At 67.8% G+C, this 25,163-nt stretch carries 27 protein-coding genes and 3 tRNA genes (1 of these 30 only partly in view); 9 read left to right on the forward strand and 21 right to left on the reverse strand.

Features of this window, described 5'->3' with window-relative positions:
- The 5 genes from clpX to O7623_RS11930 form a co-directional block, all read right to left on the reverse strand.
- Positions 1–1,253, reverse strand: the 5' portion of a protein-coding gene (clpX, locus tag O7623_RS11910; protein WP_282228674.1) for an ATP-dependent Clp protease ATP-binding subunit ClpX. 37 nt of this gene lie to the left of the window's left edge; the window shows 1,253 of its 1,290 coding nt (coding positions 1–1,253); its start codon is at positions 1,251–1,253; its stop codon lies beyond the left edge, outside the window.
- A 211-nt stretch (positions 1,254–1,464) separates the two neighbouring features.
- Positions 1,465–2,127: an ATP-dependent Clp protease proteolytic subunit gene (locus O7623_RS11915; protein ID WP_282228675.1), complete on the reverse strand. Its 663-nt coding sequence runs from the start codon at positions 2,125–2,127 to the stop codon at positions 1,465–1,467.
- 11 nt (positions 2,128–2,138) lie between these two features.
- The gene (locus O7623_RS11920) at positions 2,139–2,783 is read right to left on the reverse strand and encodes an ATP-dependent Clp protease proteolytic subunit (RefSeq protein WP_282228676.1); all 645 of its coding nucleotides are present in this window, start codon (positions 2,781–2,783) and stop codon (positions 2,139–2,141) included.
- A 213-nt stretch (positions 2,784–2,996) separates the two neighbouring features.
- Complete coding sequence (tig, locus tag O7623_RS11925) at positions 2,997–4,349, reverse strand: trigger factor (RefSeq protein WP_282228677.1); 1,353 nt, start codon at positions 4,347–4,349, stop codon at positions 2,997–2,999.
- 165 nt (positions 4,350–4,514) lie between these two features.
- Positions 4,515–4,588 (reverse strand) — tRNA-Pro (locus tag O7623_RS11930).
- Between the two features lie 167 nt (positions 4,589–4,755).
- Between O7623_RS11930 and O7623_RS11935 the strand changes: the two genes are divergently transcribed.
- A tRNA-Gly gene (locus O7623_RS11935) sits at positions 4,756–4,829 on the forward strand.
- 54 nt (positions 4,830–4,883) lie between these two features.
- Here O7623_RS11935 and O7623_RS11940 read toward each other — a convergent pair.
- From O7623_RS11940 to O7623_RS11950, 3 genes are read right to left on the reverse strand one after another with little or no spacing between them, the layout of a single operon-like run.
- Positions 4,884–6,101, reverse strand: a complete 1,218-nt coding sequence (locus O7623_RS11940) for a site-specific integrase (RefSeq protein WP_282228678.1) — start codon at positions 6,099–6,101, stop codon at positions 4,884–4,886.
- Complete coding sequence (locus tag O7623_RS11945) at positions 6,101–6,319, reverse strand: helix-turn-helix domain-containing protein (protein WP_123603018.1); 219 nt, start codon at positions 6,317–6,319, stop codon at positions 6,101–6,103. Before O7623_RS11945 ends, O7623_RS11940 begins: the two co-directional genes overlap by 1 nt.
- 20 nt (positions 6,320–6,339) lie before the next feature.
- A complete protein-coding gene (locus tag O7623_RS11950; RefSeq protein WP_282228679.1) occupies positions 6,340–8,148 on the reverse strand; it encodes a replication initiator in 1,809 nt (602 codons plus the stop codon).
- A gap of 44 nt (positions 8,149–8,192) precedes the next feature.
- On the opposite strand from O7623_RS11950, the gene O7623_RS11955 reads away from it, so the two are divergent.
- Positions 8,193–8,507 carry a CPCC family cysteine-rich protein gene (locus tag O7623_RS11955; protein WP_282228680.1) on the forward strand — a complete coding sequence of 105 codons (315 nt, stop codon included), beginning with the start codon at positions 8,193–8,195 and terminating at the stop codon, positions 8,505–8,507.
- On the opposite strand, the gene O7623_RS11960 is transcribed toward O7623_RS11955, so the two are convergent.
- The 7 genes from O7623_RS11960 to O7623_RS11990 form a co-directional block, all read right to left on the reverse strand.
- Entirely contained in the window at positions 8,492–9,124 is a 633-nt protein-coding gene (locus O7623_RS11960) for a DUF2637 domain-containing protein (RefSeq protein WP_282228681.1), read from the reverse strand. The two genes, O7623_RS11955 and O7623_RS11960, sit on opposite strands and share 16 nt — an antisense overlap.
- Entirely contained in the window at positions 9,124–10,563 is a 1,440-nt protein-coding gene (locus O7623_RS11965; protein WP_282228682.1) for an FtsK/SpoIIIE domain-containing protein, read from the reverse strand. The genes O7623_RS11960 and O7623_RS11965 overlap by 1 nt, the downstream gene beginning before the upstream one ends.
- Positions 10,564–10,785: 222 nt before the next feature.
- Positions 10,786–11,016, reverse strand: a complete 231-nt coding sequence (locus O7623_RS11970) for a hypothetical protein (RefSeq protein ID WP_282228683.1) — start codon at positions 11,014–11,016, stop codon at positions 10,786–10,788.
- Positions 11,009–11,182 (reverse strand): hypothetical protein, encoded by a 174-nt coding sequence (locus O7623_RS11975; RefSeq protein ID WP_282228684.1) that lies wholly within the window; start codon positions 11,180–11,182, stop codon positions 11,009–11,011. The genes O7623_RS11970 and O7623_RS11975 overlap by 8 nt, the downstream gene beginning before the upstream one ends.
- A gap of 100 nt (positions 11,183–11,282) precedes the next feature.
- Positions 11,283–11,708, reverse strand: coding sequence for a hypothetical protein (locus O7623_RS11980; RefSeq protein WP_123603022.1), 426 nt, complete (start codon positions 11,706–11,708; stop codon positions 11,283–11,285).
- Between the two features lie 136 nt (positions 11,709–11,844).
- Complete coding sequence (locus O7623_RS11985; RefSeq protein ID WP_282228685.1) at positions 11,845–12,576, reverse strand: GntR family transcriptional regulator; 732 nt, start codon at positions 12,574–12,576, stop codon at positions 11,845–11,847.
- Positions 12,577–12,853: 277 nt separating this feature from the next.
- Complete coding sequence (locus tag O7623_RS11990) at positions 12,854–13,093, reverse strand: hypothetical protein (RefSeq protein WP_282228686.1); 240 nt, start codon at positions 13,091–13,093, stop codon at positions 12,854–12,856.
- Positions 13,094–14,055: 962 nt separating this feature from the next.
- Between O7623_RS11990 and O7623_RS11995 the strand changes: the two genes are divergently transcribed.
- The 3 genes from O7623_RS11995 (at position 14,056) to O7623_RS12005 (ending at position 16,354) form a co-directional block, all read left to right on the forward strand.
- Complete coding sequence (locus tag O7623_RS11995) at positions 14,056–15,375, forward strand: hypothetical protein (RefSeq protein WP_282228687.1); 1,320 nt, start codon at positions 14,056–14,058, stop codon at positions 15,373–15,375.
- A gap of 15 nt (positions 15,376–15,390) precedes the next feature.
- Entirely contained in the window at positions 15,391–15,942 is a 552-nt protein-coding gene (locus O7623_RS12000; protein ID WP_282228688.1) for a GNAT family protein, read from the forward strand.
- Positions 15,943–16,015: 73 nt separating this feature from the next.
- On the forward strand, positions 16,016–16,354 hold the full coding sequence (locus O7623_RS12005) for a hypothetical protein (protein WP_282228689.1): 339 nt from the start codon (positions 16,016–16,018) through the stop codon (positions 16,352–16,354).
- 72 nt (positions 16,355–16,426) lie between these two features.
- Here the strand turns inward: O7623_RS12005 and O7623_RS12010 are convergent, their stop codons facing one another.
- The 3 genes from O7623_RS12010 to O7623_RS12020 form a co-directional block, all read right to left on the reverse strand.
- Positions 16,427–19,042, reverse strand: coding sequence for a tetratricopeptide repeat protein (locus O7623_RS12010; RefSeq protein ID WP_282228690.1), 2,616 nt, complete (start codon positions 19,040–19,042; stop codon positions 16,427–16,429).
- The gene (locus tag O7623_RS12015) at positions 19,043–19,456 is read right to left on the reverse strand and encodes a hypothetical protein (RefSeq protein WP_282228691.1); all 414 of its coding nucleotides are present in this window, start codon (positions 19,454–19,456) and stop codon (positions 19,043–19,045) included.
- A gap of 301 nt (positions 19,457–19,757) precedes the next feature.
- Positions 19,758–19,958, reverse strand: a complete 201-nt coding sequence (locus tag O7623_RS12020; protein WP_282228692.1) for a hypothetical protein — start codon at positions 19,956–19,958, stop codon at positions 19,758–19,760.
- Between the two features lie 344 nt (positions 19,959–20,302).
- Here O7623_RS12020 and O7623_RS12025 point away from each other — a divergent pair.
- The 3 genes from O7623_RS12025 to O7623_RS12035 all read left to right on the forward strand — a co-directional run bounded on the left by O7623_RS12025 (position 20,303) and on the right by O7623_RS12035 (position 21,948).
- A tRNA-Ser gene (locus O7623_RS12025) sits at positions 20,303–20,419 on the forward strand.
- A 90-nt stretch (positions 20,420–20,509) separates the two neighbouring features.
- Complete coding sequence (locus O7623_RS12030) at positions 20,510–20,848, forward strand: hypothetical protein (RefSeq protein WP_282228693.1); 339 nt, start codon at positions 20,510–20,512, stop codon at positions 20,846–20,848.
- A 500-nt stretch (positions 20,849–21,348) separates the two neighbouring features.
- Positions 21,349–21,948 carry a hypothetical protein gene (locus O7623_RS12035; protein WP_282229391.1) on the forward strand — a complete coding sequence of 200 codons (600 nt, stop codon included), beginning with the start codon at positions 21,349–21,351 and terminating at the stop codon, positions 21,946–21,948.
- Between the two features lie 85 nt (positions 21,949–22,033).
- Here the strand turns inward: O7623_RS12035 and O7623_RS12040 are convergent, their stop codons facing one another.
- Complete coding sequence (locus tag O7623_RS12040; protein ID WP_282228694.1) at positions 22,034–22,240, reverse strand: tautomerase family protein; 207 nt, start codon at positions 22,238–22,240, stop codon at positions 22,034–22,036.
- A 25-nt stretch (positions 22,241–22,265) separates the two neighbouring features.
- Positions 22,266–23,024, reverse strand: coding sequence for an SDR family NAD(P)-dependent oxidoreductase (locus O7623_RS12045; protein WP_282228695.1), 759 nt, complete (start codon positions 23,022–23,024; stop codon positions 22,266–22,268).
- A gap of 104 nt (positions 23,025–23,128) precedes the next feature.
- On the opposite strand from O7623_RS12045, the gene O7623_RS12050 reads away from it, so the two are divergent.
- Complete coding sequence (locus O7623_RS12050; RefSeq protein WP_282228696.1) at positions 23,129–23,977, forward strand: helix-turn-helix transcriptional regulator; 849 nt, start codon at positions 23,129–23,131, stop codon at positions 23,975–23,977.
- A 60-nt stretch (positions 23,978–24,037) separates the two neighbouring features.
- Here the strand turns inward: O7623_RS12050 and O7623_RS12055 are convergent, their stop codons facing one another.
- Positions 24,038–25,162: a DegT/DnrJ/EryC1/StrS family aminotransferase gene (locus tag O7623_RS12055; RefSeq protein WP_282228697.1), complete on the reverse strand. Its 1,125-nt coding sequence runs from the start codon at positions 25,160–25,162 to the stop codon at positions 24,038–24,040.
- Between the last annotated feature and the right edge of the window lies 1 nt (position 25,163).

A 25,163-nucleotide genomic window follows, 5' to 3' on the forward strand; every position in this document is an offset into this window, starting at 1 on the left:
CCAGTGAACTCACGCGGCACGATGGTCGGGTTGACGTTCTCCAGAACGGCCTCGCGGGTGATGAGCACCCGGGCGGCGTCCGGGTTGCTGGGCACCTCGTACATCACGGAGAGCAGCACCTCCTCCATGATCGCGCGCAGCCCACGGGCTCCGGTGCCGCGCAACATCGCCTGGTCGGCGATCGCCTCCAACGCACCAGGATCGAACTCCAACTCGACGTTGTCCAGCTCGAACAGGCGCTGGTACTGACGCACGAGCGCGTTGCGCGGCTGAGTCAGGATGCTGACCAGAGCCTCCCGGTCGAGACTCCGGACATTCGTGATCACCGGAAGTCGGCCGATGAACTCCGGGATCAGCCCGAACTTGAGCATGTCCTCAGGCATGACCTGGGTCAGGATGTCGTCAGTGGAGCGTTCGGACACGGCCCTCAGCCGAGCACCGAAGCCGGTGCCGCCCTGTCCCGTCCGCGACTCGATGATCCGATCCAGCCCGGCGAAGGCACCGCCGCAGATGAACAGCACGTTTGTGGTGTCGATCTGGATGAACTCCTGATGAGGGTGCTTACGCCCGCCCTGCGGCGGAACGTTGGCGACCGTCCCCTCGAGGATCTTCAACAGTGCTTGCTGGACACCTTCACCGGAGACGTCCCGGGTGATCGACGGGTTCTCCGACTTGCGGGCGATCTTGTCGACCTCGTCGATGTAGATGATCCCGGTCTCGGCCCGTTTGATGTCGTAGTCGGCCGCCTGGATCAGCTTGAGCAGGATGTTCTCGACGTCCTCGCCGACGTAGCCGGCCTCGGTGAGAGCCGTTGCGTCCGCGATGGCGAACGGCACGTTGAGCATCCGGGCCAGCGTCTGCGCCAAGTGGGTCTTGCCGCACCCGGTCGGGCCGATCAGCAGGATGTTGGACTTGGCGACCTCGACGGCGTCGTTGGCACCCGGCGCGCCGGCGGCGTCTGCCTGGATGCGCTTGTAGTGGTTGTAGACCGCGACCGCGAGAGCCTTCTTCGCGTGGTCCTGGCCGACCACGTACGAGTCGAGGAACTGGCAGATCTCCATCGGCTTGGGAAGCTCTTCCCACTTCACCTCGCCGGACTCGGCCAACTCCTCCTCGATGATCTCGTTACAGAGGTCGATGCACTCGTCGCAGATGTAGACCCCTGGGCCCGCGATGAGCTTCTTGACCTGCTTCTGCGACTTACCGCAGAAGGAGCACTTGAGTAGGTCGCCGCCGTCGCCGATCCGTGCCACCTACGTTCTCCCTGCGCTCTCGGCCGGTCGCGCCGGCCCTGGCCTTGGACGGGTCTGCCTCGTCAGTGTCGAACACCTGCCGCCGGTCAACCCCGTCAGACGGTGCATCTCGACGTTACCCGCTGGCGGGGCAAACTCCGACCCCCAAAATCGGGTGTGTCAGAGGTCGGCCAGTCTACTCACCGACCGGCCGACCACTGACCGTACGTCGTCAGCTGGCTGCGCTGGCGGCCAGCAGACCCTTCTTGCGGCTGGTCAGGATGGTGTCGACCAGCCCGTACTCGCGGGATTCCTCCGCCGTCATGATCTTGTCACGGTCGATGTCTTTGCGGACCAGATCGACCGGCCGGTTGCAGTGCCGGGAGAGCATCTCCTCCAGCTGGGTCCGCATCCGCAGGATCTCCCGGGCCTGGATCTCGATGTCCGAGCCCTGCCCGTACCCACCCTCGGTCGCCGGCTGGTGGATGATGATCCGCGAGTTCGGCAGCGCCATCCGCTTGCCCGGTGTACCCGCAGCGAGCAGCACCGCGGCGGCGCTCGCCGCCTGCCCCAGGCAGACCGTCATGATGTCCGGCCGGACGTACTGCATCGTGTCGTAGATCGCCGTCATCGCGGTGAACGACCCGCCCGGCGAGTTGATGTACATGATGATGTCCCGGTCCGGGTCGGTGCCCTCCAGGGTCAGCAGCTGGGCCATCACGTCGTTGGCCGACGCGTCGTCCACCTGAACGCCGAGGAAGATGATCCGGTCCTCGAAGAGCTTGTTGTACGGGTTCGACTCCTTGATCCCGTACGAGGTGCGCTCAACGAACGACGGCAGGACGTACCGGTTGTGCACCGGCGCGAACCCGGGCGGCATGGTCAAGTCAGTCATCGTCGCCTTCCTCAGTTGCGGGTGCCGGCGCCGGTCGGGACCTGCGTGGCTCCTGTGATCACCCGGTCGATGAAACCGTAGTCGAGCGCCTCGGCGGCGGTGAACCACCGGTCACGGTCCGAGTCCGCCTCGATCTGCTCCGCGTCCTGGCCGGTGTGGAACGCCACCCGCTCCTGGAACATCCGCTTGGTGTAGAGCATCTGCTCCGCCTGGATGGCGATGTCCGACGCCGTCCCACCCATCCCGCCGGACGGCTGGTGCATCATGATCCGCGCGTGCGGCAGGGCGTACCGCTTGCCCGGCGCGCCCGCGCAGAGCAGCAACTGACCCATGGACGCGGCCATGCCCATCGCGATGGTCGCGACATCGTTGGTGATGTACTGCATGGTGTCGTAGATCGCCATGCCCGAGTAGACCGACCCGCCCGGCGAGTTGATGTAGAGGTTGATGTCCCGCTCCGGGTCCTCCGCCGCCAGCAGCAGCAGCTGGGCGCAGATGCGGTTCGCCACCTGGTCGGTCACCTCGCTGCCGAGGAAGATGATCCGCTCCTTGAGCAGCCGGTTGAAGACCGTGTCGTCGAGGTTGCCACTGAGTGAGTCACCGCCGCGGGCCTCGCTCACCCGGATGGGCATAGCTGGGATGTGCAGATCGGTCATGGCAGCCCTTCGCTCTCCGTGCGTCGTTAGGCCCGACATTAACCGTTCCGAACGGGCCGGGCGCCGTTCTCAGGGTGCTGTTCGCTTACAGCGCAGGGGGTGCGGCGACACGCCGTCGCAGGGAATACCGGCACAGGTCGTCAGCACCGGGGCCGACCACCAGACAGCTGTCACCCGGTACCGATGTACCGGGTGACAGCAAGGGGGTCACCGTCAGTGGTCGTGCCCGTGGTCGTGCTCTGCCTCGTTGGCCTCCCGGATCGCGTCCATGCTGATCGGGTTGCCGGCGGAGTCCTTCATCGTGATCCGCTCCATCACCAGGCCGAGCGCCTTGCCCCGGCGGACGTCGCCGTAGACCGCGCCGGCCGCGCCGGAGCGGGCCAGCTGGTCGTAGTACTGCTGCGGTGCCATCCCAGCCCGCTGGGCCCGGTGCACGATCTCGTGACCGAACTCGTCGTCGGAGACCTGCACGTCCTCGGCGTCGGCGAGGGTGTCCAGCAGCAGCTGGATCTTCACCGCCTTGCCGGCCGCCTCGGTCAGCTCGGCGTCGATGTCAGCTTCGGACTTCTCCTCGGAGGCCAGATAGTCCTCCCAGGAGGCGCCGATGCGCTCCAGCTGGTCGGTCATCGCCTGCTTACGGTGCTCGACCTCCTCGCTGACCACGCCGTCCGGTGCCGGGACCTCGGCCGCCTCGACCAGCTGGTCGAGCGCCTTGTCCCGGGCGGCGTAGATCTGCTCGACCCGCTTGACCCGCTCGACCCGCTGACGCAGGTCGCCGCGCAGCTCCTCAATGGTGTCGAACTCGCTGGCCATCTGGGCGAACGCGTCGTCCAGCTCCGGCAGCTGCTTCTCCTTGACCGTACGCACGGTCACCGCGACGTCCGCGTCACGGCCGGCGAAGTCGCCCCCCACGAGCTGGGTGACGAAGCTGGTGGCCGCGCCGGCGGACATACCGACGAGCACCTCGTCCAAGCCCGGCAGCAGCTGCTTGCTGCCGACCTCGTGCGACAGGTTGGTGGCCGAACCGCCCGGCACCTCTTCGCCGTCGACCGTCGCGGCCAGGTCGATCTGAACGTAGTCGCCCTCCTGCGCCGGGCGCTCCACGGTCTTCAACGTGGCGAACCGCTCCCGCAGGTTGCCGACCTGGTCCTCGATCTCGCTGTCGTCGATCTGCAGCTCGTCGACGGTGACCTCGATCGTGCTCAGGTCCGGCAGGGTCAGCTGCGGACGTACGTCCACCTCGGCGGTGAACTTCAGCGCCTCGCCATCGGTGAAGTCGGTGATCTCCACCGCCGGCCGGCCGAGGGTCTTGACCTCGTGCTCGCGGATGGCAGCCAGGATGTTCTGCGGGATCGCCTCCTGTACCGCCTCGTTCAGCACGGTGCCCCTACCGACCCGCTGGTCGATGACCGCAGCGGGCACCTTTCCCTTGCGGAAGCCGGGGATGGTGACCTGCTGGGCGATCTCCCGGTACGCCTTCCGCAGGCTCGGTTCGAGCTCGACGAACGGCACCTCGATGGCGAGCCGGACCCGAGTCGGGCTCAAGGTCTCGACGGTGCTCTTCACAGGCGTACTCCTTGATGCATGTCAGTCTTGTCCGGTCATCACTGTCGGCTCCGGGCGCTGCCCGGGGCGAGCCGCCCCGGCGCGTGGCATGGCGCAGCCCATCGAGTGTAGGCATGCCGACATGCCGGACTACCCGCACCCGGCACCCGTGCCGGCGGCTGACAGTCGGGGTGGCGGGATTTGAACCCACGGCCCCTCGCTCCCAAAGCGAGTGCGCTACCAAGCTGCGCCACACCCCGTGGCGACGATCAGTCTATGCCGTCGGCAAACCACCACGCTGCCCGGTATCCGCCGGGTGGGACGCCGGCGCCGATCGGCCACCGCAACGCCTGCCGGCGACACCCCCGTGCGGCGAGCCGGGGAGAACTTGTACGCTGGACCTTGCACCCCGCCTGCCGGGGTGTACGCGGGCGTAGCTCAATGGTAGAGCCTCAGTCTTCCAAACTGATTACGCGAGTTCGATTCTCGTCGCCCGCTCCAGACGCTCCGCCGCAGGTCAGCGGCGGTTTCTCTGGCCGGTGACCACTCCCCCGGTCAGCCCTTGTCGATCTTGCGTGCCATCCGCGTGCCATTAGCCCCGGCCGGGCCGTCAGCCGTGCCGTCCGGAGTGCTCTCCTCACGGCCAGCGGAACGCGGGAGCCCGGCGGTGATCACCCGATCCATGCCGGCCGCGATCTCCCGATCCCGCTCGCTGTTGGCGTGCTGGTAGATCAGTGCCGCCCGCATGCTGGCGTGCCCCATCCGGGACATCAGGTCACGGGTGCTCGCACCCGTCGCCGCCGCCAGGTTGTTGCCGGTGTGCCGCAGGTCGTGAAAGTGGAAGTCGGCCGGCAGGCCGGCCGCCGCCAGTGCCGCCGACCACCGGACCGCGCGGCGGAAGTTGCCGGAACGCAGCACCGCGCCCTTGTCGCCGGTGAACACCAGCGCTTCCGGGTCGTCGTCGACGAACGCGGCCAGGTGGTCGACGAGCGCCGACCGGGCAGCCGCCGGCAGCGCCACGACCCGGTTGCCGGCTTGCGACTTCGGCGGGCCGAACACCAACCCGCCGCTACGCAGCACGGCGAGCTTGCGCGGTACGCGGATCGTGCCCGCGTCGGTGTCGACGTCGCACCGGCGCAACGCGGCCAGCTCGCCCCAACGCAGCCCCGAGAACGCGGCGACGATGATCAACGCCGAGAACCGGGCCGGCATCGCTTCCGCGAGCGCGACGACCTGGGCGACGGTCGCCACCGGCCGCTCAGGCGTGTGATAGCGGTCATAGCCGGGGATACGGCAGGGGTTCTGCCGGATCAGCTCGTCTTCCTTCATCGCCGTGTTGAGCACGGCCCGCAGCAGTGAGTACGCCTTGACCGCTTGCGGCTCGGAGACCCCGTTGCCGAGCAGCCGGGCACGCCAGTCCCGGATGGTCGCTGGCTTGATCGTGCCGAGTACGAGAGCGCCGAGGTACGGCCGGACGTACAGCCGGAACAGATCCTCGTAGTTCTCCCGGGTACGCGGCTGGAGTCGACGTTGCGCGATCCAGCGCGAGCCGTACTCGCTGAGGGTGATCTGACCCGCTTCCGGCGCGTTCCACTCGCCACGGATGATCTCCGACTCGACGACGGTCAGCCACTTCGCCGCCTGCGGCTCGGTCGGGAACGTGTCGGGCGCCTTCCGCTCGACGCCGTCCGGGCCGAAGTACCGGGCCTGGTACCGCCCGGACGGCAACTTGCGGATGCTGCCGAACCGACGCCGGCCAGGCTTGTTCGCCATCAGGCCACCTCACCCAGGTAGTGACGCAGGTTCGCGCGGGTCAGCGGCGCGATCCGGTTCCGTTCGACGTACGCGGCCACCGCAGATTCCTCGAAGCGGACCAGGCGGCCCACCTTCACGTACTCAATCCGGCGGTCAGCGACCAACCGACGCACGAATCGCGGCGTTGCCCGGAGGCGAGCGGCGACCTCATCGGGGGTCAACAGCCCGTCTGCCATCCATGTCCTCCCGTTCACGATCAGGCTGCGAGGGTCAGGGGTCGAGGTGTTGCCGAGACAGCGCCGGAGGCGCGTTGTCGGGCGTTGGTGAGCGTGGTGCGCCAGCGGATCCGTTCGGAGACGGCGCGCAGGATGCGGTGTTGCAGGGGTGGGACGTCGGGGTCGTCGGGTCGGGCGAGTTCGAACCGGTAGCGGTCCGGGTTGTCGACCTGCCCGTCCGACTGGCCGTTCGACTGGCCGCCGTCGTTGTTGTCGGTGGTGGCCTGGTCGTCGGTGTCGGCGAGGTTCCGGGCGAGGATGGCGCGGACCCATGCCCGGTTGTCGGCGCGGTGGTCGGCCAGGGTCTTGCCGGACCATTGCCGGGAGACGAGCACCCGCCGGCCGGTGAAGCCGAGGGTCGCTCGTTGGTGGACCTTGCCGGTGCAGCGGCCGGGGGTGAGGCCGGGTTTGGCCTTGTCGGGTTGGACGCCGTAGAGCAGCCAGTTGGCGCAGGTCGGCGAGCACGGCAGGACGGAGAGTTCGGCGTGGAGCCGGTCGAAGTGCGCCTTCTGTGGGTCGGAGCGTGGCCGGGCCTGGTCGGTCAGGTCCTTGGTGACGTACTTCGTGACGTAGCGGATGGAGCGTTCCGCGTCTTTGGTGCCCTGGTCGATGCCGCGTGCGTCGATCCGACCCAGCCGGGCGACGTACGCGGGTGGGGTGCCGGGTTCCTCCAACTCGTCGAGCGCTTCACCCCAGGTGGGTAGCGGCTGGCGGGTTTTGGGGTCGACGTACGCCTGCCGGTCGGTATCCCACAGCGGTGGTGTGTCGACCCGGTAGACGGGCTGGTCGAAGCGTGGCCACCACACCTGGTGGTAGGTCGCGGCGGCGATCTGCTTCAACAGCTTGCGGGGCAGCGTCCCTCGAATCGCGAAGTGCGCGTGTGGGGCGAGTCGGCGTTGCAGCTCGACGGCCCCGGCGTACTGGACGTTCCAGCCCGCCGCCCGGCGCAGGTTCTGCCACCACCGGTCCAGCACGCGGGCGAAGTGGATCGAGTCCAGCGCGGCACGCCGGTAGTCGTAGCTGTCCGGATCCACCGGCGTGCTCAGCAACGGATCATGTGGTTGGTGGCGTTGCCCGCACTCGCACGGCACCACGTAGCCGCCGCGCCGAAAGTGCGAGTGCACCGGGCCGTGACTGTCGAGGGTGAGCGTGAGCAGCATCGACGGCCGATACGTTTTACCCTGCCGGCCGGTGTAGGCCCGGCCGACCGTTCGCGGGTCGACGGGCAGCCGGGGCAGGTCCGGGGTGTCCTGGCGTCGGCGGGTCGACCGGCGACGCCGAGGCCGCTCATCCCGCTCGACCGGGGTCAACCGGCCGCGCAGGTTCGATTCCGCCAACGCCTCATCAACCTCGACGATCGCCGCATCGAGGTCGGCGACCTGCGCCGCCCGCGCGTCCGGGTCCATCGGTTCGTACGCCAGCGCGTGACGCTCGAACTCGAGGTGCGCCCGCAGCCGGACCAGCGACAGCACGTCCTCACCCGGCTTGTCTGGCCGCACGGCCGGTTCGTCGGCCAGGTGCCAGCCCTCCCGGATCTGCTGGATACGTAGCCGTCGGCCGCGTTCCGCGCACGGCTTGCACTTCGCGGCGAGGGTCGCCCCGCAGGGCACTTCGACGACATCGGTTCGGCCGGTCACGGTGTCGGTGCGGCGCAGCACCACCGGCCGCACGCACACCTGATGCTGCTCCGCCAACTGCCGCAGCGCGTCCTTCGCGAGGGGTTGACGCATCCGGGCGGCCCGCGACCCCGGACGCGGTTGCGCCTCGATGTCAGGGGTTGGAAGGGTCATCGGTCGGACTCCGATCGGGAGACCGGCATGGCACGCTGCCGGGCATGACGACTGATCAGGGACCGTTCGTCAACGTGTTCCGAGGTCCAGAGCACGGCCCGCACGCGTGTCCGTGCTGTGGCTACCTGACGTTGGCTGAGCGTGGTAGCTACGAGATCTGTCCGGTGTGCTTCTGGGAGGACGACGGCCAGGACGAACACGACGCGGCTCGGGTACGCGGCGGCCCCAACCGAGGGCTGAGCCTGCTCGATGCCCGGAAGAACTTCGCCACGATTGGCGCAAGCGATCCCCGCGACCTGAAACACGTACGACCGCCACGACCCGAGGAGCATCCGCCGGCCGGTCACGACAGCACCTGACCAGCCGGGGCACCGTTACGGGTGGGGAAGACACCCGCCGCGACCGGCACAACAGCGGTCCGAACGGGCACCGCCGGTTGCGGCCGTACCGGGGCAGCGTGGTCGGTGTCGACCTGGTCGACAGCAGCAGCCGAGGGATGGCCCGGCTGGACAACGGCAGCCGCCGGCCGCTGGTTGTCCGGCTGGTCAACACCGGCCGGGACCGGGGCGGGGGTGGTGGGTTTGGTGGACAGGACGAGCTTCGACAGGCCCAGGAACGCCAACGCCGGCACCGCCGACAGCAACCAGCCCGAGATACCCGGTTTGGCGACAGCGAGTTGTGCGGCAAGGGACAGGCAGACCGCGCAGACGAGCAGGAACATCGGATAGCCGACCGGTCCACCCGTACGACGCCGCCGCCGGATCGTCAACAACGCAGCGAGGGGGATCAGTTCGGAGATCGCGGCGTTGGCCCAGCCGAACCACTCCCCCGTACCCGCCGGGGAGTTGTCCATCGTCCAGTCGTGGACGTGGGTGAACGACGCCGCCCCCGCCAGGCTGCCGACGACGAGCAGGATCAGCACCAACAGCACGCCTTCCGCCCGCTCCGCGCGGGTCGGCCCGCTGGTCGACGCCATCACGCCACCACCCCCGGCACGTCGCCACCGGTGTCGGTGTCGTCGAGGTGCTGGTAGATCCGGCCCAGGCCGCGAATGTCGTCGTCGGACAGGTAGGCGAACCGGACCCGGACGGGTTCCCTGACACCGTCGAGGACGACGTAGCCGACCCCCGGCAGCGTCTCCGGAACCCGGTCACACACCGCACCCCGATCGCGGGCACCGTCGCCGAGGACCATGTCAGCCTGCTCCGGCTCGGTCATCCGCAACGCGATCCGAGTCGGGAACAGATCCCTAAACGGCAGCACGTCCTTACGCGGGTCCTGCAACGCCGCCACCACGTGCACACCCACCGCCCGGCCCTGCGACAACAGCAAACCCAGGGCCTCTTTGATGCGGTCGCGGACCTTGCGGTCCGTCAGATAGGCGGTCAACGCCGCCAACTCGTCGACGACCACGACGATCAACGGCTCATCCCGACTCGGCGTGTGCTGACGGGTCACCCCGCGCAGCCGGTCCGCACGCACCCGCATCCGTTTCACGGCCTCTTCCAGGACACCGGCCATGGTGTCCGGGTCCTGGTAGCAGAACCGGGCGAACAACGGCAGCCCCGCCGCCAGCTCCATGCCGCCCTTCGGGTCGAACACCCACAGCTCCACCAGCCCGGAACGGACACCGCCGGCCAACGCGGAGATCAGCGACCAGATCACCGAGCCCTTGCCGGAGTTCGTCGCCCCCGTCACCAGCACATGCGATCCGGCCAGCCGCAGCCGATACGGCTCCCCGCCCTCCTGAACGCCGAGAGGGAGGGCGGCAAGGTCGGGTTCGGCCGGGACCGGCAGCGGCTCCACCACCCCGGCGAGGGGATCCCGGCGGGTGAACCGCACCGCCACCAGATCCGGCCGCACACAGGCGGATGCCCGTGCTTCGCGTTGGTGGAAGCCGTGCGCCAACCGGTCCGCGTTACGCGCCCAGTCATCCGGCACCTGACCCGGCAGCATCCGCACCGTAACCGTGTCCCCGAATCGGTCCGACACGACCCGGACCAGACGGGGCACGTACCGGACCCCGTCGAAGATCACCGCCAACCCGCACGTGGCGGTGACCGCGACCCAACGACGCCGGTACACCCACAACCGACGCCACCGCCCGACGACCGGGTACCAGCCGAACCGCCACCACGACCCCGGATGCAACCGCCACCACACCGCACACGAGGCGACCAGGCCGGCGACGACGGCGGCCAGGACCAGCGGCCCCCACTCCGCATACACCCACGCCACCGCCATGGTCGGGCCGGAGATCCACCAGTAGCGGACCGCCAACACCGACAGCCGGACCAGGCCACGGGCCAGCCACCACAACAGGAGCAGCCAGCCCGGCATCCGCCACGACGGCAGCCGCACGTTCATCGGCGCGACCGGGACCTTCTCCCCCGGAATGATGTTGATCAACGGCATGACGTCGTCACCGCCCCGACCAGCGGACCGGACGACCCAGCGTCGCCATACAGGTACGGCACGCCATGTGCAGCAGATCGAACCGACGTGGACGCACCCACCGCCCACAACGCGGACACCGGATCTCATCCACCAACGCCGGCAGATCCCGCAGCCCCACGACCCGGCGGGCCACCGCCAGCCAGGACCACAACACACCAGCGAGCAGACGACGACGCCACCTCACGCCGACCACCCCCGCCGGATGCGGTTGGCCTGTTCACGGGCGATCTCGGCCAGGTCGGACGCCTCACCGGCGACATCCGGCGAGGACGTCTCGGCGGCAGCCCGGTTGAACAGGTCCGCTTTCCGGTCGTACCAGGCAGCCCGCTCCTCAGCGGACGCCTGCCAGGTCGGCCGACAGTTGAGCAACGCTGCCAGCTCAGCGGCGAACGACCGCGTTCCGTCAGCCACGGTCGTCACCGCCCGCCGGCTGGTCGAGGAAGACGACGAGCGCGCAGGCGTCGCAGATGAACACGAGCGGCGGCATCGCGGCCAGCTCGTCGCAGATCTCGCAGTGCCGCCAGACCTCACGGCGGCGCGGTGTGTCCGGGTCGAGATTCATTAGCATGGGCGTCACAGCCCGGCCCCCTTTCACGAGGGGTTGAAGGGTTGGGAGCGCGGGACGGGCCGGGACTCTTGGCGGGGAAACGGCCCGCCCCGCGTGCGAGATGGAGCGGTCAGGCAGCGGCGGGAGCGTGGGCCGAGGCCGGCTGCATGCCGGTGGCCCGCAAGGAGTACGCCATCCGCGCCCGGCACTGACCCGACGCCCGACACCGGTGCGAATCCACGTACGGGGTCAGGGTCAGACCGTCGAACTCCACCGCCGGCGGATACCCCGGCACCGTCGACGACGGCGGCACCGGACGCTGCCCGGCAACGATCTTCACCTTGACCTCAGTGGACCGACCGAACTTGCCCGCCTCAGCGTCCAGATCCAGCACCCGGACCACCCAGACCCGCTCACCGGTCTCCTTGTCCCGCGCCTGGTTGTCCGCCTCCCCACGCCGGTCGAAGTCGACCTGAGCATCAACGCCCAGGAACAGCGCACCGGCGGGGAACACGTACTCGAACGGGACCGGGACCTTGATCGACGCAGGAACCACAGCAGATACCTCCGAGGGGAAGAGAGACCAACCCAACAAGCCGGCAAGTTGACTTGTTAAGTAGATCGAAGGTAGCTCCCATCAACTCGACTTGTCAAGTGATCCAGTGAGCGCGACGTCTCACGCTCGACTGTGGTCAGTCGAGCGGGTAGACGTCTTCCAGGTCGTGACGGGAAGCGGGAAACAGCACGTCGACCGCGAGCAGTGGGGTTGCCGTACGGTCGCAGATGGACAGCAGGGCCGTTACCACGGGATCGGTCGGGTTGACCTTCAGCAGGGATGCTTCGTCGTCGCGGGGCAGCCGGGCCGAGATTCGTTCGGCGACGTGATCGAGCTTGACGCCCTTGCGGGCCGTCAGGTGCCGCAGCAGCCCATCGGACAGCGGAGCCGTTCCGCCCACGTCCGTACCCGCAGCGAGATCAACGGGAAGGTACGCGGTGGCCAGCTCCACCGGCCCTAGGTCGTCGACCGTGACCAGTCGACGCCGCGCGACGACCGGCGTTCCCGGTTCGATGTCGAGTGCGGAGGCCGCCCGTGGTGGCGCGGGGATGACCTCAGCCGCCAGGACGGTCGAGCCGGCCGGTTCCGGCTGGTCGAGTACGGCGTACCGCTCACGGGCCGCTCTTGTCGACGGGCCACCGGGACGACCGATGACGAACCGACCCTTGCCCTGACGGGACTCGATCCACCCGTCCTGACGCAGCAGGTCCAGCGCCCGCACGACGACCGGCCGGGACGCGCCGAACTCCCGAATCAGCTCGGTTTCACTCGGGAGCATCGCGCCGGGTGGGTAGGTGCCGTCGCCGATGCGCTGCTGCATCGAGTTGACGATCACCACGTACTTGGGTTGCGCGACTTCGATCGGCACCCAACCCACCCCCAAGACGACAACTCAGCTTGTCAAGAGGCTATCCAGGTAGGCGATGATCTGTCCATCACCGCCGGGTGCCTCACGTCCGGCCGTTCGGCCATCGTCGCGGCAGGTGCCCGTGCCGGCCGAACACCCGCAGCGCGGTCCGCCGCCGGTCGCAGCCCGACACGCCGCACCCCGGACACCGACCATCACGGTCAGGTCCGGGGTGCCGGTCAAGCAGGAGTTGCGCCGCCCGGAGCTGGTCACGGACGGACGCCGGTCGCACCATCGGTCAGCGCGGCTCAGGTGCCAGCAGGGAAGCCCGCGCCATCACCAACGCGTGATCACCCCACGAGCCGTCACCGTTGAGCTTGACCCCTTCCAGCCAGATCCACTCGTCATTCTCCGGCCGGTTCGTGATCAGCCGTACGCCGGTCAGCCGCATCGCGACCGGGCCGTCCGCCGGCCGGTACCGGTCCGTCGGTTGCAGCCGGATCGTGTCGCCGAGCTTGACCCGGATATCGAACGCCACGGTTTGCCTCCATCCTCGCCACCACCGGTGGCGGTCCCGCCGCCGGTCTCCTCGCCTGTTTCGCCGGTCGCCGGCCGGACAGCAGGCGCAGCCCGTCCCGCTGGACGAACACCTCACGCCGCTCGACCGCGTCGCCGTGCCGGTCCAGGACGTACCCCGTCAGCCAGCACCAGCCCTCGTACGTCGGTTTCCGGCACACCGCCGTCACCCGCAGGATCACCGCCCGGCTACCGGCGAACTGCACCGATGCCCGCCCGGCGATGTGCACCACGTCCCCGACCTCCGGATCCACCATCGACCCGTCTCCCCCCGGTTGGATTGGATGGGCGCCGAGCCGGGCGGGGATCAGCAGTCCCCGGCAGCCCGTGTCGTTCTGCCGGTCGGGCAAGGAACCACCTACCCGGCACCCGGCCCGGCGCCCTGTCTGAGTCACCTGGTGGCCGACGCGCTCCCAGGTGTGCCGCCGCCGGTCGTTCCCTGCCCGCCGCAGTCCGGACAGGTCCGCCGCTGCAACCGGTGCGGATCGCCCGGAGCCCGCAGCGCCCGACGCGGAGAAGCCAGCTTCCAGCCCCGCCCTTCACACGCCGGACACCCCGAGCCGGCCGACCCGGACGGCGCAGGGTCCGGTATGCCCGCGTCGGAGTGGCAGCGCACGATCGGGACCCGGCCCCCGGCGAACGCCGCCGCGCCGACACCGACCAGCCGAGGCGCGATCAACAGCCCGCCGCCGGTCGGGCAGACCGCACCCGCTCCCGTCCGAGATAGCCTCACGTCATCAGGCGTAGCAATCCGTAGCCGGTTCACGACAAGAATCGTGTACCGGTCTAACAGGACAGATCGAGGACCCGGCCCGGCACATCAGACGGACCTCAACAGGACCGGATCAGGACCTGTCTTGCCGTCCGGACATCAACCGGACCAGCCTTGACAGCAGAGCCCCACCGTCCAGGAAGGCACACCGGATGGCACCACCACGGCGCGAACCCCGAACCGTGCTGGAGTACCTCATCCAGCACAGCGACCGCACCTACGAAGAACTCGCCGACGAGTTCACCCGCCACGACCCACACGCCGTGATCAGCGCCCGTCACCTCGCCCGCCTCGCCAGAGGCGAACGCGACCTCACCGGCGCCAACCCCGCCACCCGTCGCGCCCTACAGGCCATGTTCGGCCGCCCCGTCGACGAACTCCAACGCCCCTGGACCGGCAACCACCCCGTACCGCCCGCGCAGCGCACCCCGACCACCCCTCAGCCGCTGCTGTCCGGCACCGGAACTGAAAGGAACCTGCTCGCCATGGCCGCCGAACGCGCCCGCCGCTACGCCCTGCTCGCCGCCGAAGCCACCACCCCCGCCGCCATCACCAGCCTCGCCGAGGACGTGCAACGCCTCGCCCTGGCCTACCCGCAGCAGCCCGTCAGCCACATCATCGGCGACCTCACCGAAACACAGGACACCCTGTTCACGCTCTTGGAACGCCGCCAACCCCCCGCGCAATCGCGGGACCTGCACTTCCTCGCCGGCATCACCAGCGGTCTACTCGCCAAGGTCTCCCACGACCTCGCCGACCCACACTCAGCGATGCTGCAAGCCCGCACCGCCGTGCTCTGCGCCGACCAGGCCGGACACCCCGGACTGCAAGCCTGGCTCCGCGGCCTCCAATCGTTGGTCGCCTACTGGGCCGGCCGCTACGCCGAAGCCGTCCGCTACGCCAACACCGGCAGCCACTACGCCCAGCAGACCGGCGGCACCACCTCCGTATGGCTCCCCATCAGCGCCGCCCGCGCGTACGCCGCCCTCGGCAACGCCGAACAGGCCAAGGCTGCCATCACCGAAGCCGAACAAGCGTGGACACGCGTCCAACCCGACGAGATGGACGAGATGGGCGGCATCTGCACCTTCTCCCACCCGCGCACCCTCTACTACGCCGCCGACGCCCTCGCCTGGCTACCCGAGGAATCCGCCACCGCCGAGGAGTACGCCGCCCAGGCCGTCGCCGCCTACGCCGACCCCCACGACCCCGCATGGGCCTTCGGCGACCAGGCCGGCAGCCACGCCGACCTCGCGATTGCCCGCGTCGCCGGCCGGGACCTGGACGCCGCCGCCGACGCCATCGCCCCCGTGCTCGAGTTGCCCGCCGAGCAGCGCATCAACGGCATCATTCACTCCGTCCGCCGCGTGCACCAGGCCATCACCCGCTCCGGATACGCCACCGAGGCCCGCGACCTGGTCGACGGCATCGAACACTTCACGCACACCCCCGCCAACGCCCTGCCCCGGTAAGGCACCATCAGCGGCATGGACCCGATCCACCTCACCGGCAGACTCGTCGACCTACGCGACTTCCGCACCAGCGACATCCCCGACGCGGTCGGCATCGTCGGAGACGAACGCGTCACCCGCTGGCTGTCCTTCGACGCCCGCGACCAGGACCAGACCGCCGCGATGATCGACGGCGCGATCAGCCGAGCTCAGCACCAGCCACGCACCGAGTACTACCTAGCCGTCGTCGACAAGCAGGACCGGATGATCGGGTTCGGCCGCCTCGGGCTCAGCGGCGTGCAGGCCGCGAAACTCGGGTACGCCATCCACGCCGACCACTGGGGCCACGGCTACGCCACCGACACCGCCCGCACCCTCATCGCCTACGGCTTCGGGCCACTCGGGTTACACCGGATCACCGCCGCGATCGGCCCCGACAACGCCGCCTCCATCACCGTCGTGAAGCGGCTTGGGATGACGTACGAAGGCCGCCTCCGCGACCACGTCCACACCAACGGCGCATGGCGAGATTCCCTGCTCTACTCCATCCTCGCCCCAGAGTGGACACCGCAGGCAGAGCAGCCGTAACACTGAACGGCGGCAGGACCAGGACCAGCGGACGCAAGATCACTCGCAGTCCCCGCGCCGGTACCATCACGGCATGCGAGACGACCCCACCCCGGAGACGCACCCGGACCCCGAACGCCTCGCCACCCACGCCGCCGCCATCCGCGCCGCAGCCGCCGAGCTCCTCACCCGCGTCCACGAATGGCGCAACTCCCCACACTGGCAAGACACCCCCACCAACCAACACCGCTACCGCACGACCGTAGACGCCTGTGCGCAGCTCGACGCGCTACCCCACCCCACCACGCCAGACCAACTCGCCGCCATGGCCGCCACCATCCGGCCCGCATCCACAGTCTGGCTCCCCAGCCGCCCAGGACCCCAACAGGCGATCCATGCCGCCGCCGAAAGACTGTCGACCATGGGTATCTGATTTCCAAAGAGCCGGTTCCCGTCACACACAGGAAGCATAACCCCTAAACGATTAATTGCCATTGACACAGACTCAGCGCCTACCCCCCGGCTTGCGCTTCCCTTTTCCGACACGCAGATTCTTACCGCCCTTCCTCCCCCTAAAACCACGAGAACGACCCAGCCACAGGGAAGCCAGATCAGGCTTTCCGATTTTAAGGTAGTAGGACGCTAAGCGCTGAGCCGCATGCACATGTTCACCTCCGGCGTAGGCAGTCCTCCACGCGATCTCAGCATCCGCCAACTTACCTTGGACAAGGTACACCTCAGCGAGCATGCAGCCGGCATGAGTATGTCCCGCTTCCAAAGAGCATCGCAAAGCTTCCCCAGCCTCGTGGATACGAGCGGAGCGAAATAAGAGGCGTCCCAATTCACAATTCGCCAGCGCAGCCTCATCGGTAGCTCCTTCGCCAGCAAGTCGCAAATACTCCTCAGCCTCATCGAATCGCTCAGCCAACGCCAACCTGAGTCCGAGGTTATAGCTAGCTTTGCGATCGCCCCTACGGCTGCCCTCGCGATAGAGCTCCTCAGCCTCATCCTCTCGACCTTGTGCCTCTAAGGTCGCCGCAAGTAGACCATGAGAACCTTCCACTTCGGCGAGGACCGCCCTCTCAAGCCAGGAAATAGCTTGCTCACGACGCCCAAGTCTATTATACAGAATACCGAGAAAATAAAACGCCTGCACATCCTCGTCCGCAGCGGCAGCCAGAAGAGTTTTCTCGGCCTCCGTATTCCGACCACGTTCCATTAAGAAGATGCCGAATCTCCGCTCCGACTCTGGGAGCTTCAGTTCGATGGCCTTGCGATACCACTGCTCAGCCTCCCTCACCTTCTTCTGCCTTGCGTAGAGCAAAGCCAAGTTGCCGGCAGCGAACCTCGACCCTAGGGAGAATGCCCGATGCCATGCCTCTTCGGCTTCTTCTTGCCTGCTCTGATCACTCAAGACAACACCCAGACTCACCAAGGCGTCACCGTCACCCTCGTCGCCTGCCTGAGAGAGGAGGGTAAGGGCGTCATCAAGCTTGCCAGAACTAGCAAGAATATGCCCCAACGTCGCCGTCGCTTGCAGCTCGTTCTCCGCCGCTGCGCGCCGGCCCCACCGCTCCGCCTCACCCAGCCGGCCGACCTTGGAAAACAACTGGGCAAGATGCAGCATAGAATGGGCGTGCCCAAGTTCAGAAGCCTTTGTAAACCAGAGCTCCGCGTTAGGGAGATCGTTCTCTTTTTCATAGATCCAACCAAGCCTGAAAGCCGCCTGTACGCTCTTTTGCTCGACGGCGATTTCGAGCCATTGAATGGACTCTGAGCGTCTGCCAGTCCGCCACATCAAGCGCCCCAGAGCTTCGGCCGCGTCCCCGTCTCCAACCTGCGCCAGATCACGCCACACCGATTCTGCAACCGAGTCTTGGTGCTCATTCTCAGCAGCTATAGCGATCGAGTACAAACTTCCCATATCACCCTGAAAGAACTGAATAGCCGTATCCCAGGTATGACCCGGGACAGGCCGATAATCAGTAGATCTGGCATAGGCGTCCGGAAGGTAGTCAAACACCCGGTACGAATCTTGCAGCTTTCCCGGCAACAATAGACTGGTTACGCCATATCTACGACTTTGCGCCCACTCCACTCCCGCTTCGATCGACTCAGGGCGGAGAAGCGCCCCGCCTGCCTGTTCAAGGTACACATGATGCACAGCCTCAAGGAGGCGAACCGGCACCGGGCCAGTGAGGCCAACGCGAGTGCAATCAACCGCAGCAGCAACTAGAGCAGCACCCCTGGGGTTTGCTCCAACCCCCCATGCCTGCCGCCACTCGCGATACAGCTTCGGCCCGGCAGCCATGTATTCTGCTAGGCCATAGGTTTCAGCATATCCAAGAGCATCGGCAATCCGCTGATCGTCAGATTCAGCGGCTCGAGATAATTCGTCACGCGTCCACAGTCGCGGGACCAAGATTGGGATCGCCTGGTTTAGAATGTGCTCCGTGGCCGCTAAGGTTTTCCGATGCTCATCGTCTCCACCATCAGAACGTGAAAGAGATCTCGAGAATCGCTGGTAGCGCTCGGTTCTCATTGTCGCAACAACGACGACCCTTCGCGTTCGGAGTTGAGAAAGGAGCCCAGGCGTTAGTCCGTCAACCCCGAAATAACGTTCAACATCATCCAGCCATAAGACACATTTTTCACCAGCCGCAAAAAGAGCAACTATCCCAGCCCGAAGGTCAGGCCCATTGTCCGGGATAAATACTCGATATTCTGGGACCGTCCGCAGCATTGCTTCATACGCCGCACGCGACTTACCCGCAGTGGAGTCGCCGACGATCAAGATAAAACCGCCGCGTCGAGCAGCCTCTAAAATGGCATCGACGAGTTCCTGATCAACGTCGCGGCCAACATACCTTGGTACAGCATTTCCCCCCTCTATCGAGGATCGATGAACACCAAGTTGTAGCGGGTCACAATCTCGAACAACAGGCCAGGCTGCGACATTGGAAACCCAAGGGAGGAAAGGGAGAAGCTCTCCATGCGCCCCAAAGTATGCACGCTCTACATTATACTGAAAGCCATCGCCTTGCTGGAAGACGCGGCCGTGATCAGATGCATGTCCCGACACTTCGTGTTTCATGAGGTGGCGTCGGTCTTTCAATCGCAACTAGCCATTGTATTGGATACCAGAACCCTGCTGATAAACTCGCCCATTGTCATAGGCATTTGCAGAAAAGGTAGCACCGTCAGCACTTATTCCAACACTCACGGAATCAATTTCTTCAAGTACTTTGCGAAATTCTCTCACTGCGTCTTGATCTGCAACAAGCAGCATCCTGATACGAGCCCGCCACTCTCCTTCATGAATTGAGGCAATGCGGACTCGTTCATGAGTGGGGGCATTCAGTAGATCCCGCCGCGTTTCCTCGAAATCAACGAGAACTGCATTGTATGCCTGAGGCTGGGACCGGGAGAATAGGCGCGCCAGACGTTGCTTGACCACCTGCCAACCATCAGTAGCCATCGCGCCCACAATCGCACTGGCACCGGCAGCTACCAGGCCCGCGATCTCCGCTTCCATGAAGCCTCCCACAGGCTAGGGTGTGGTCATCCTGAGGATGATTCAACCACCGCACCCCAGTGTCTAGTATCCTGTCGGATTCCCGACGCTCGGAAAGACGGCTACATCGGCCCAATTCGGATCAAACCTCTGTTGCGTGCCACCTTACGTCTCAGCGTCTCACTGGCTTTGCCTCACCACTGCCGAGACGTTCTCTTCTGGATCAAGGCGCCGCGCAAGCGCGGCGCGCCGCCCGCAGGCGCTCGGCCTGCTGGCGGCCTCCGGCCGGCATCGGCCGACGCGGGCGGTCAAGAATCAAATGTCAGTCGTCACCAGGGCCACCATCGTCCTCGTCTCGGAGCAGACGATCGAGCTCTTCCGGCCTCATCCGCTTGATCTCCGCTTCGAGCTTGCGGCTGTACTGGCGGTCGTTCGGATCGCTACCGTTCCCTGCCGCCACACGACCGTACGCCCTCATGAACGACCCAAGTTCACGTCGGATCCGGTCCTGACGACGTCCCATGGGTTCCACGGTAAGGGACGGCGGTCGTTCTCTCCCAGCCATATACGCGCAGCTACGACGCCCGCCAGGCCCACCCGAACCCATGACACCTCCCCTGGGACCGGCCGAGGTCACTGCCGTGACGATCGCGGGGGTGGTCGGCCGACGTCGAGGATGGGGCGATCGGCTGCCGCGCCGCTTCGCGGCTTGCCACCGATCAACGTGGTTGAGGTCGCGGAGAGCCGCCGGCACGGCGAGCCGCCCCGGCCCGAAGGCCGGGGCGGGAACCCGTACGACGTCGGCCGGCCGCGCCCTGGCCGCCGTGCCATCCGCGTGCCATAAACCGGTGCCGCTGACGGTCACCAGCGGGCATGAGCGGACACCACCACCGGCACCGTGACCAGGGCCACCAGCAAGATCACGCCCAGGGTGGGCGATCTTCCAAACTGATTACGCGAGTTCGATTCTCGTCGCCCGCTCCAGTTGCTCCGCCGCAGGTCAGCGGCGGTCTACGACCGGTACCCACTCCCGGACCGAGCCGGCAGAGGTTCGGTACCGCTACCGTGATACCCGTGCCGATCCACGGGGCCAGCGTGACAGCTGCCGACATCCTGCTTACCGGTGCCGCCGTCGGCCTGATCGGATGCGCGGTCTGGTTGATCGTTCGCAGCCGTCACACGTCCCCGATCCGGCTGTTCGGGCAGACGGTGCGACACCCACGGTTAGTGGCCACCGGGATCATCTGTGTGAGCCTCTACGTACTTACCGGCCTGGCGGACCTCACTGAGATCACGCCCGTACGGTGGCGCACGCCGAGCCGATGGGTCAGCACAACGCTGCTTCTGGTCGCATGGGCAACGCTGGGCACCTACTGGTTCCGGCGGCACCGCGCCGAGGGCAGTCGTCAGTGACGGACTCCCGGACCCGGCTGGAATGATCCGGTCTGCCCGGTCGTTGTAACCGGCTCACCACGCGCAGCAGGCAGCCTCCGGCCCGCCCCTGCGCCTGGCGGCCCTGGGCCGACCGGTACTGCGGTAGAGCAGTATTCCTCAGAGGAATGATTATTCCTCTGAGGAATATCGCCCGGCGTGGTGTCCCGTTCGCGTCTCGTCACCTGCCGTGACTGACGTGTCGGCTGTCAGTCGCTATGGGCTCCGGTCAGTTGGGCGGGCCCTGGCCCGGTGGGGCCGGGGAATGGCCGGCCGGCCCGCGTCGTTGTACATGGTCGCGACGCACGGAAGGCCAGCCCCCGAGCGGGCGAGAAGCCACCGCCGCGTCCCCGTACCACCCGGATGACCGTTTACCGCACACCCCACACACCACCCGCCCGTTCCAGGGGCCGGGTGACGGGTGTGCCCCCTCGGAAAACGGAAGGTGGACCCCCCTTATGGCCACGATCATCAGCCGTACCCTGGCCACCAGCCTGCGCAACACCGCCCTGGGCATCGCCGGTCTCACCCTCGCCGGCGGGGCGATCGCCGCCCCCGCCCTGGCCGCCGACCACGCCCCCACCGCTCTGGCCGCACCCGCCTCGGCGGCCGCGGCCAGCGACAGCGGCAGCGGCGTCGACTCGAGCACGCTGATCCCGCACGGCGTGCAGGGCGAGCAGTCCCGGATCACCCTGTCCGGCGAGCAGACCGACAACGTCAAGGGCATCATCGCCGCCACCAAGAAGAACGGCATGGACGAGCGTGCCGCCGTCGTCGCGATCGCCACCGCCCTGCAGGAATCGAAACTGGAGAACCTCGGCCACCTGGGTGACCGTAACGACCACGACTCGCAGGGCCTGTTCCAGCAGCGGCCGTCGTCGGGCTGGGGCACGGTGGAGCAGATCACCGACGTGGAGTACTCGACCACCGCGTTCCTCAACGGCCTCAAGGCCGTCGACGGCTGGCAGGACATGCCGCTGACCGAGGCCGCCCAGGCGGTGCAGGTGTCGGCGTACCCGTTCCACTACGCCCAGTGGGAGACCCAGGCCGCCGAGCTCGTCGCCCAGCACTGGAACAGCTGACCTGGAAGTAGACACAGACACAGCCAACGTCGAGGGCCGGACCCCGTACCCGGGGTCCGGCCCTCGACGCATGCGACCAAGTCGGTCAGCTGCGGCCGAGGAGCTCCGCGTTGAGGATGGTGCCGCCCAGGCTCCAGCCGTCGTCGGCGATCTCCTCGACGATGACCAGGGTGTTCGGCCGGGCCCGTTCGCCGTACACGGTTACGAACGCGTCGGTGACCGCGTCCTGCAGTCGCTTCTTTGATTGCGGGGTGAGTGTGTCGGCGGGGATCTTCAGGTTGGCGTACGGCATGAGGTTTCCTTTCTGACGGGCTGGTTCAGCGGGCGTGCGGGTCGGTGGCGTTGAGCGTTGCCACGACCTGGTCGTAGTCGCCGCGTACCTCGGCGTACCGGAGGAACTTCACCCGTTCGACCAGAATCTCGCGGGCCTGCGGATCGGCCTTGATCAGGTCCATCACCTCGTCGGCGAACTCGTCGAGCGGCATCGCCGCCTCCGAGGTCTCGTGCCCCGGCATCAGCGCGGTCCGTACGGCGGGTGGCACGAGCTCGATCACCTGTACGCCGACCGGCGCCAACTGCAGGCGCAGGGTCTCGCTGAGCCGGTGGATCGCGGCCTTGGTGGCGTTGTAGGTGGGCGTTACCCGCAGCGGGACATGCGCCAGGCCGGACGAGACCGTCATGATCGTGGCGTCGGGCCGGGTCTGCAGGTGCCCGGTGAGGGCAGCGATCAGCCGGATCGGGCCGAGGAGGTTGGCGGTGACGATCTCCTCTGAGTCGGCGAGGAACCCGGGGGCGGTCCAGTCCTCGGCCCGCATGACGCCGGCCATGGCGATCAGGACGTTCAGTTCCGGGTAGCGCTCGACGACGGACGCGGTCGCCGTCACGATCGATGCCGGGTCGGTGACGTCGATGCGTACGGTGCCGAACCCGTGGTCGGTGGCGAGTTGGTCGAGCAGGTCGCCGCGCCGCCCGCCGACGACGACGGTGTTGCCGGCGGCCTGCAGCCGCCGGGCCAGGGCCAGGCCGATCCCAGAGGTGGCTCCCGGCACGAAGACGGTGTTTCCGGAGATGTTCATGCCACCGACTCTGGTCGCTGCGCGACGCGGGTGACAGCGACCCGGTGATCGGGGGACCGCCGATCCCTGGCTGAGCCGGCCGTCCGGACCGCAGGATGGCAGGCATGGACCGAGCTGGCCTGGCCGATTTTCTCCGCCGCCGCCGCGAGGCGCTGCGCCCAGCCGATGTCGGGCTGACGGCCGGTGCGCGACGGCGTACTCCGGGGCTGCGCCGCGAGGAGGTCGCGGCACTGACCGGGATGTCGGCCGACTACTACGTACGGATCGAGCAGCGCCGTGGGCCGCAGCCGTCGGAGCAGATGCTCGCCGCGCTGGCCCGTACGTTGCGGTTGACCGCTGACGAACGGGACCACCTGTACCGGCTGGCTGGACACAACGTGCCTCGGCGTACCCCTGAGGACAGCCACGTCGCGCCGGCGCTGCTGCGGGTGCTGGACCGGATGGCGGACACCCCGGCGCTGATCCTGTCGTCGCTCGGCGAGACGCTGGTGGCGAACCGTCTGGCGGTGTCGATTTTCGGTGACCCGGCGGCACGGACCGGGCTGGCCCGCAGCGACGTCTACCGGTGGTTCACCGACCCGGCGACCCGGATGGTGTATCCGCCCGACCACCACGACCGGCAGGCTCGCAGCCTGGTCGCTTCGCTGCGGGTGGCGTACGGCGCGGCCGGCCCGCGCTCGCGGGCCGGCGAGCTGGTGCGGGCTCTGTCGGCCGTCTCGGACGAGTTCCGTGAGCTCTGGGAACGGCACGAGGTCGCCCGCCGGTTCGCCGACCACAAGACCCTGGTACATCCAGAGGTCGGCGACATCGAGGTGGACTGCCAGGCGCTGTTCACCGAGGACCAGGCGCAGGCGTTGCTGGTGCTCACGCCCCGGCCGGGCAGCGCGGCCGAGGACAAGATCCGGCTGCTCGCCGTACTGGGAAGTCAGGATTTCGCGGTGACCGACCGCTGACCCGCCGCCGGACGCGGACCCTGACCGGCGCGTACCCTGACCGTGGCCCGGCTCCCGGATTCAGCCCAGGATGGTCCGCAACGCGTCGACCACCCGGTCCTGGTCGGGGTCGGACAGCTCCGGGTGGATCGGCAGCGACAACTCCTCGGCGTAGTACGCCTCCGCCGTCGGGCACTCGCCGCGCCGATAGCCGAGGTCGGCGAAGACCGGATGCCGGTACACCGGCAGATAGTTGACCTGTACGCCGATGCCGGCCGCCCGCATCCGGTCGTAGACCTCGCGGCGGCGGCCGTCGCGGACCCGCACCGGGTAGAGGTGCCAGACCGGCTCGACCCAGGGCCGCTGCTCGGGCAGCCGCAGCCCCGGCAGGTCGGCGAGCAGCTGCCCGTAGCGGCCCGCCAGCCGTGCCCGGCGGGCCGTGAACCGCGGCAGACGGGCCAGCTGGTTGAGCCCGAGCCCGCACAGCACGTCGGAGAGTCGGTAGTTCAGCCCGAAACTGTGCACCTCCTGGTGCCAGCCACCCTCGTCGGGTGCACGCAGCCGCTGCGGGTCGCGCACCATGCCGTGGCTGGCGAACCGGCGTACCCGGTCCAGCAGCTCCGGGTCGGTGCCGGTCACCGCGCCGCCCTCCCCCGTGGTGAGATTCTTGGTCGGGTAGAACGAGAAGGTCGTCAGGTCGGCCAACGCGCCGACCGGCACCCCCCGGTACGTCGACCCGATCGCGTGCGCGGCGTCGTCGACGAGGACCGCCCCCGCCTCGGCGGACACCTTGCGCAGCTGTTCGTACTCGGCGGGGTGGCCGGCGTAGTCGACGGCGGTGACCACCCGGGTCCGCGACGTCACCGCCGCCGCGACGGCGGCCGGGTCGAGGTTGCCGGTGGTCTCCTCCACGTCGGCGAAGACCACCCGGGCGCCGTGCAGCGCGGCGGTGGCCGCCGTCGCCACGAAGGTCAGCGGCGTGGTGATCACCTCGTCGCCGGGGCGCAGGCCGACGGCGGCGTACGCGGTGTGCAGCGCGGCGGTGCCGGAGCTGACGCTGACGCAGCCGACTCCGCCGAGGCGGGCACCGAGTGCGGCTTCGAACCGACGGACGGTCGGTCCGGCGGTCAGCCATCCGGTGCGGACGGCGTCGGCGACCGCGGCGGCGTCGGACTCGTCGAGGCAGGGCTGTCCGTAGGCGAGCATC

It is taken from the genome of Solwaraspora sp. WMMD791 (assembly GCF_029581195.1).
Classification (GTDB): Bacteria; Actinomycetota; Actinomycetes; order Mycobacteriales; family Micromonosporaceae; genus Micromonospora_E.

What these genes read in the sequence shown, in the direction of transcription:
- O7623_RS11915 (WP_282228675.1), bottom strand. Translation starts at nt 2,127, where the DNA reads ATGACTGACTTGACCATGCCGCCCGGGTTCGCGCCGGTGCACAACCGG.
- O7623_RS11920 (WP_282228676.1), bottom strand. Translation starts at nt 2,783, where the DNA reads ATGACCGATCTGCACATCCCAGCTATGCCCATCCGGGTGAGCGAGGCC.
- O7623_RS11940 (WP_282228678.1), bottom strand. Translation starts at nt 6,101, where the DNA reads ATGGCGAACAAGCCTGGCCGGCGTCGGTTCGGCAGCATCCGCAAGTTG.
- O7623_RS11945 (WP_123603018.1), bottom strand. Translation starts at nt 6,319, where the DNA reads ATGGCAGACGGGCTGTTGACCCCCGATGAGGTCGCCGCTCGCCTCCGG.
- O7623_RS11950 (WP_282228679.1), bottom strand. Translation starts at nt 8,148, where the DNA reads ATGACCCTTCCAACCCCTGACATCGAGGCGCAACCGCGTCCGGGGTCG.
- O7623_RS11955 (WP_282228680.1), top strand. Translation starts at nt 8,193, where the DNA reads ATGACGACTGATCAGGGACCGTTCGTCAACGTGTTCCGAGGTCCAGAG.
- O7623_RS11960 (WP_282228681.1), bottom strand. Translation starts at nt 9,124, where the DNA reads ATGGCGTCGACCAGCGGGCCGACCCGCGCGGAGCGGGCGGAAGGCGTG.
- O7623_RS11965 (WP_282228682.1), bottom strand. Translation starts at nt 10,563, where the DNA reads ATGCCGTTGATCAACATCATTCCGGGGGAGAAGGTCCCGGTCGCGCCG.
- O7623_RS11995 (WP_282228687.1), top strand. Translation starts at nt 14,056, where the DNA reads ATGGCACCACCACGGCGCGAACCCCGAACCGTGCTGGAGTACCTCATC.
- O7623_RS12000 (WP_282228688.1), top strand. Translation starts at nt 15,391, where the DNA reads ATGGACCCGATCCACCTCACCGGCAGACTCGTCGACCTACGCGACTTC.
- O7623_RS12005 (WP_282228689.1), top strand. Translation starts at nt 16,016, where the DNA reads ATGCGAGACGACCCCACCCCGGAGACGCACCCGGACCCCGAACGCCTC.
- O7623_RS12015 (WP_282228691.1), bottom strand. Translation starts at nt 19,456, where the DNA reads ATGGAAGCGGAGATCGCGGGCCTGGTAGCTGCCGGTGCCAGTGCGATT.
- O7623_RS12020 (WP_282228692.1), bottom strand. Translation starts at nt 19,958, where the DNA reads ATGGGACGTCGTCAGGACCGGATCCGACGTGAACTTGGGTCGTTCATG.
- O7623_RS12040 (WP_282228694.1), bottom strand. Translation starts at nt 22,240, where the DNA reads ATGCCGTACGCCAACCTGAAGATCCCCGCCGACACACTCACCCCGCAA.
- O7623_RS12045 (WP_282228695.1), bottom strand. Translation starts at nt 23,024, where the DNA reads ATGAACATCTCCGGAAACACCGTCTTCGTGCCGGGAGCCACCTCTGGG.
- O7623_RS12050 (WP_282228696.1), top strand. Translation starts at nt 23,129, where the DNA reads ATGGACCGAGCTGGCCTGGCCGATTTTCTCCGCCGCCGCCGCGAGGCG.
- O7623_RS12055 (WP_282228697.1), bottom strand. Translation starts at nt 25,162, where the DNA reads ATGCTCGCCTACGGACAGCCCTGCCTCGACGAGTCCGACGCCGCCGCG.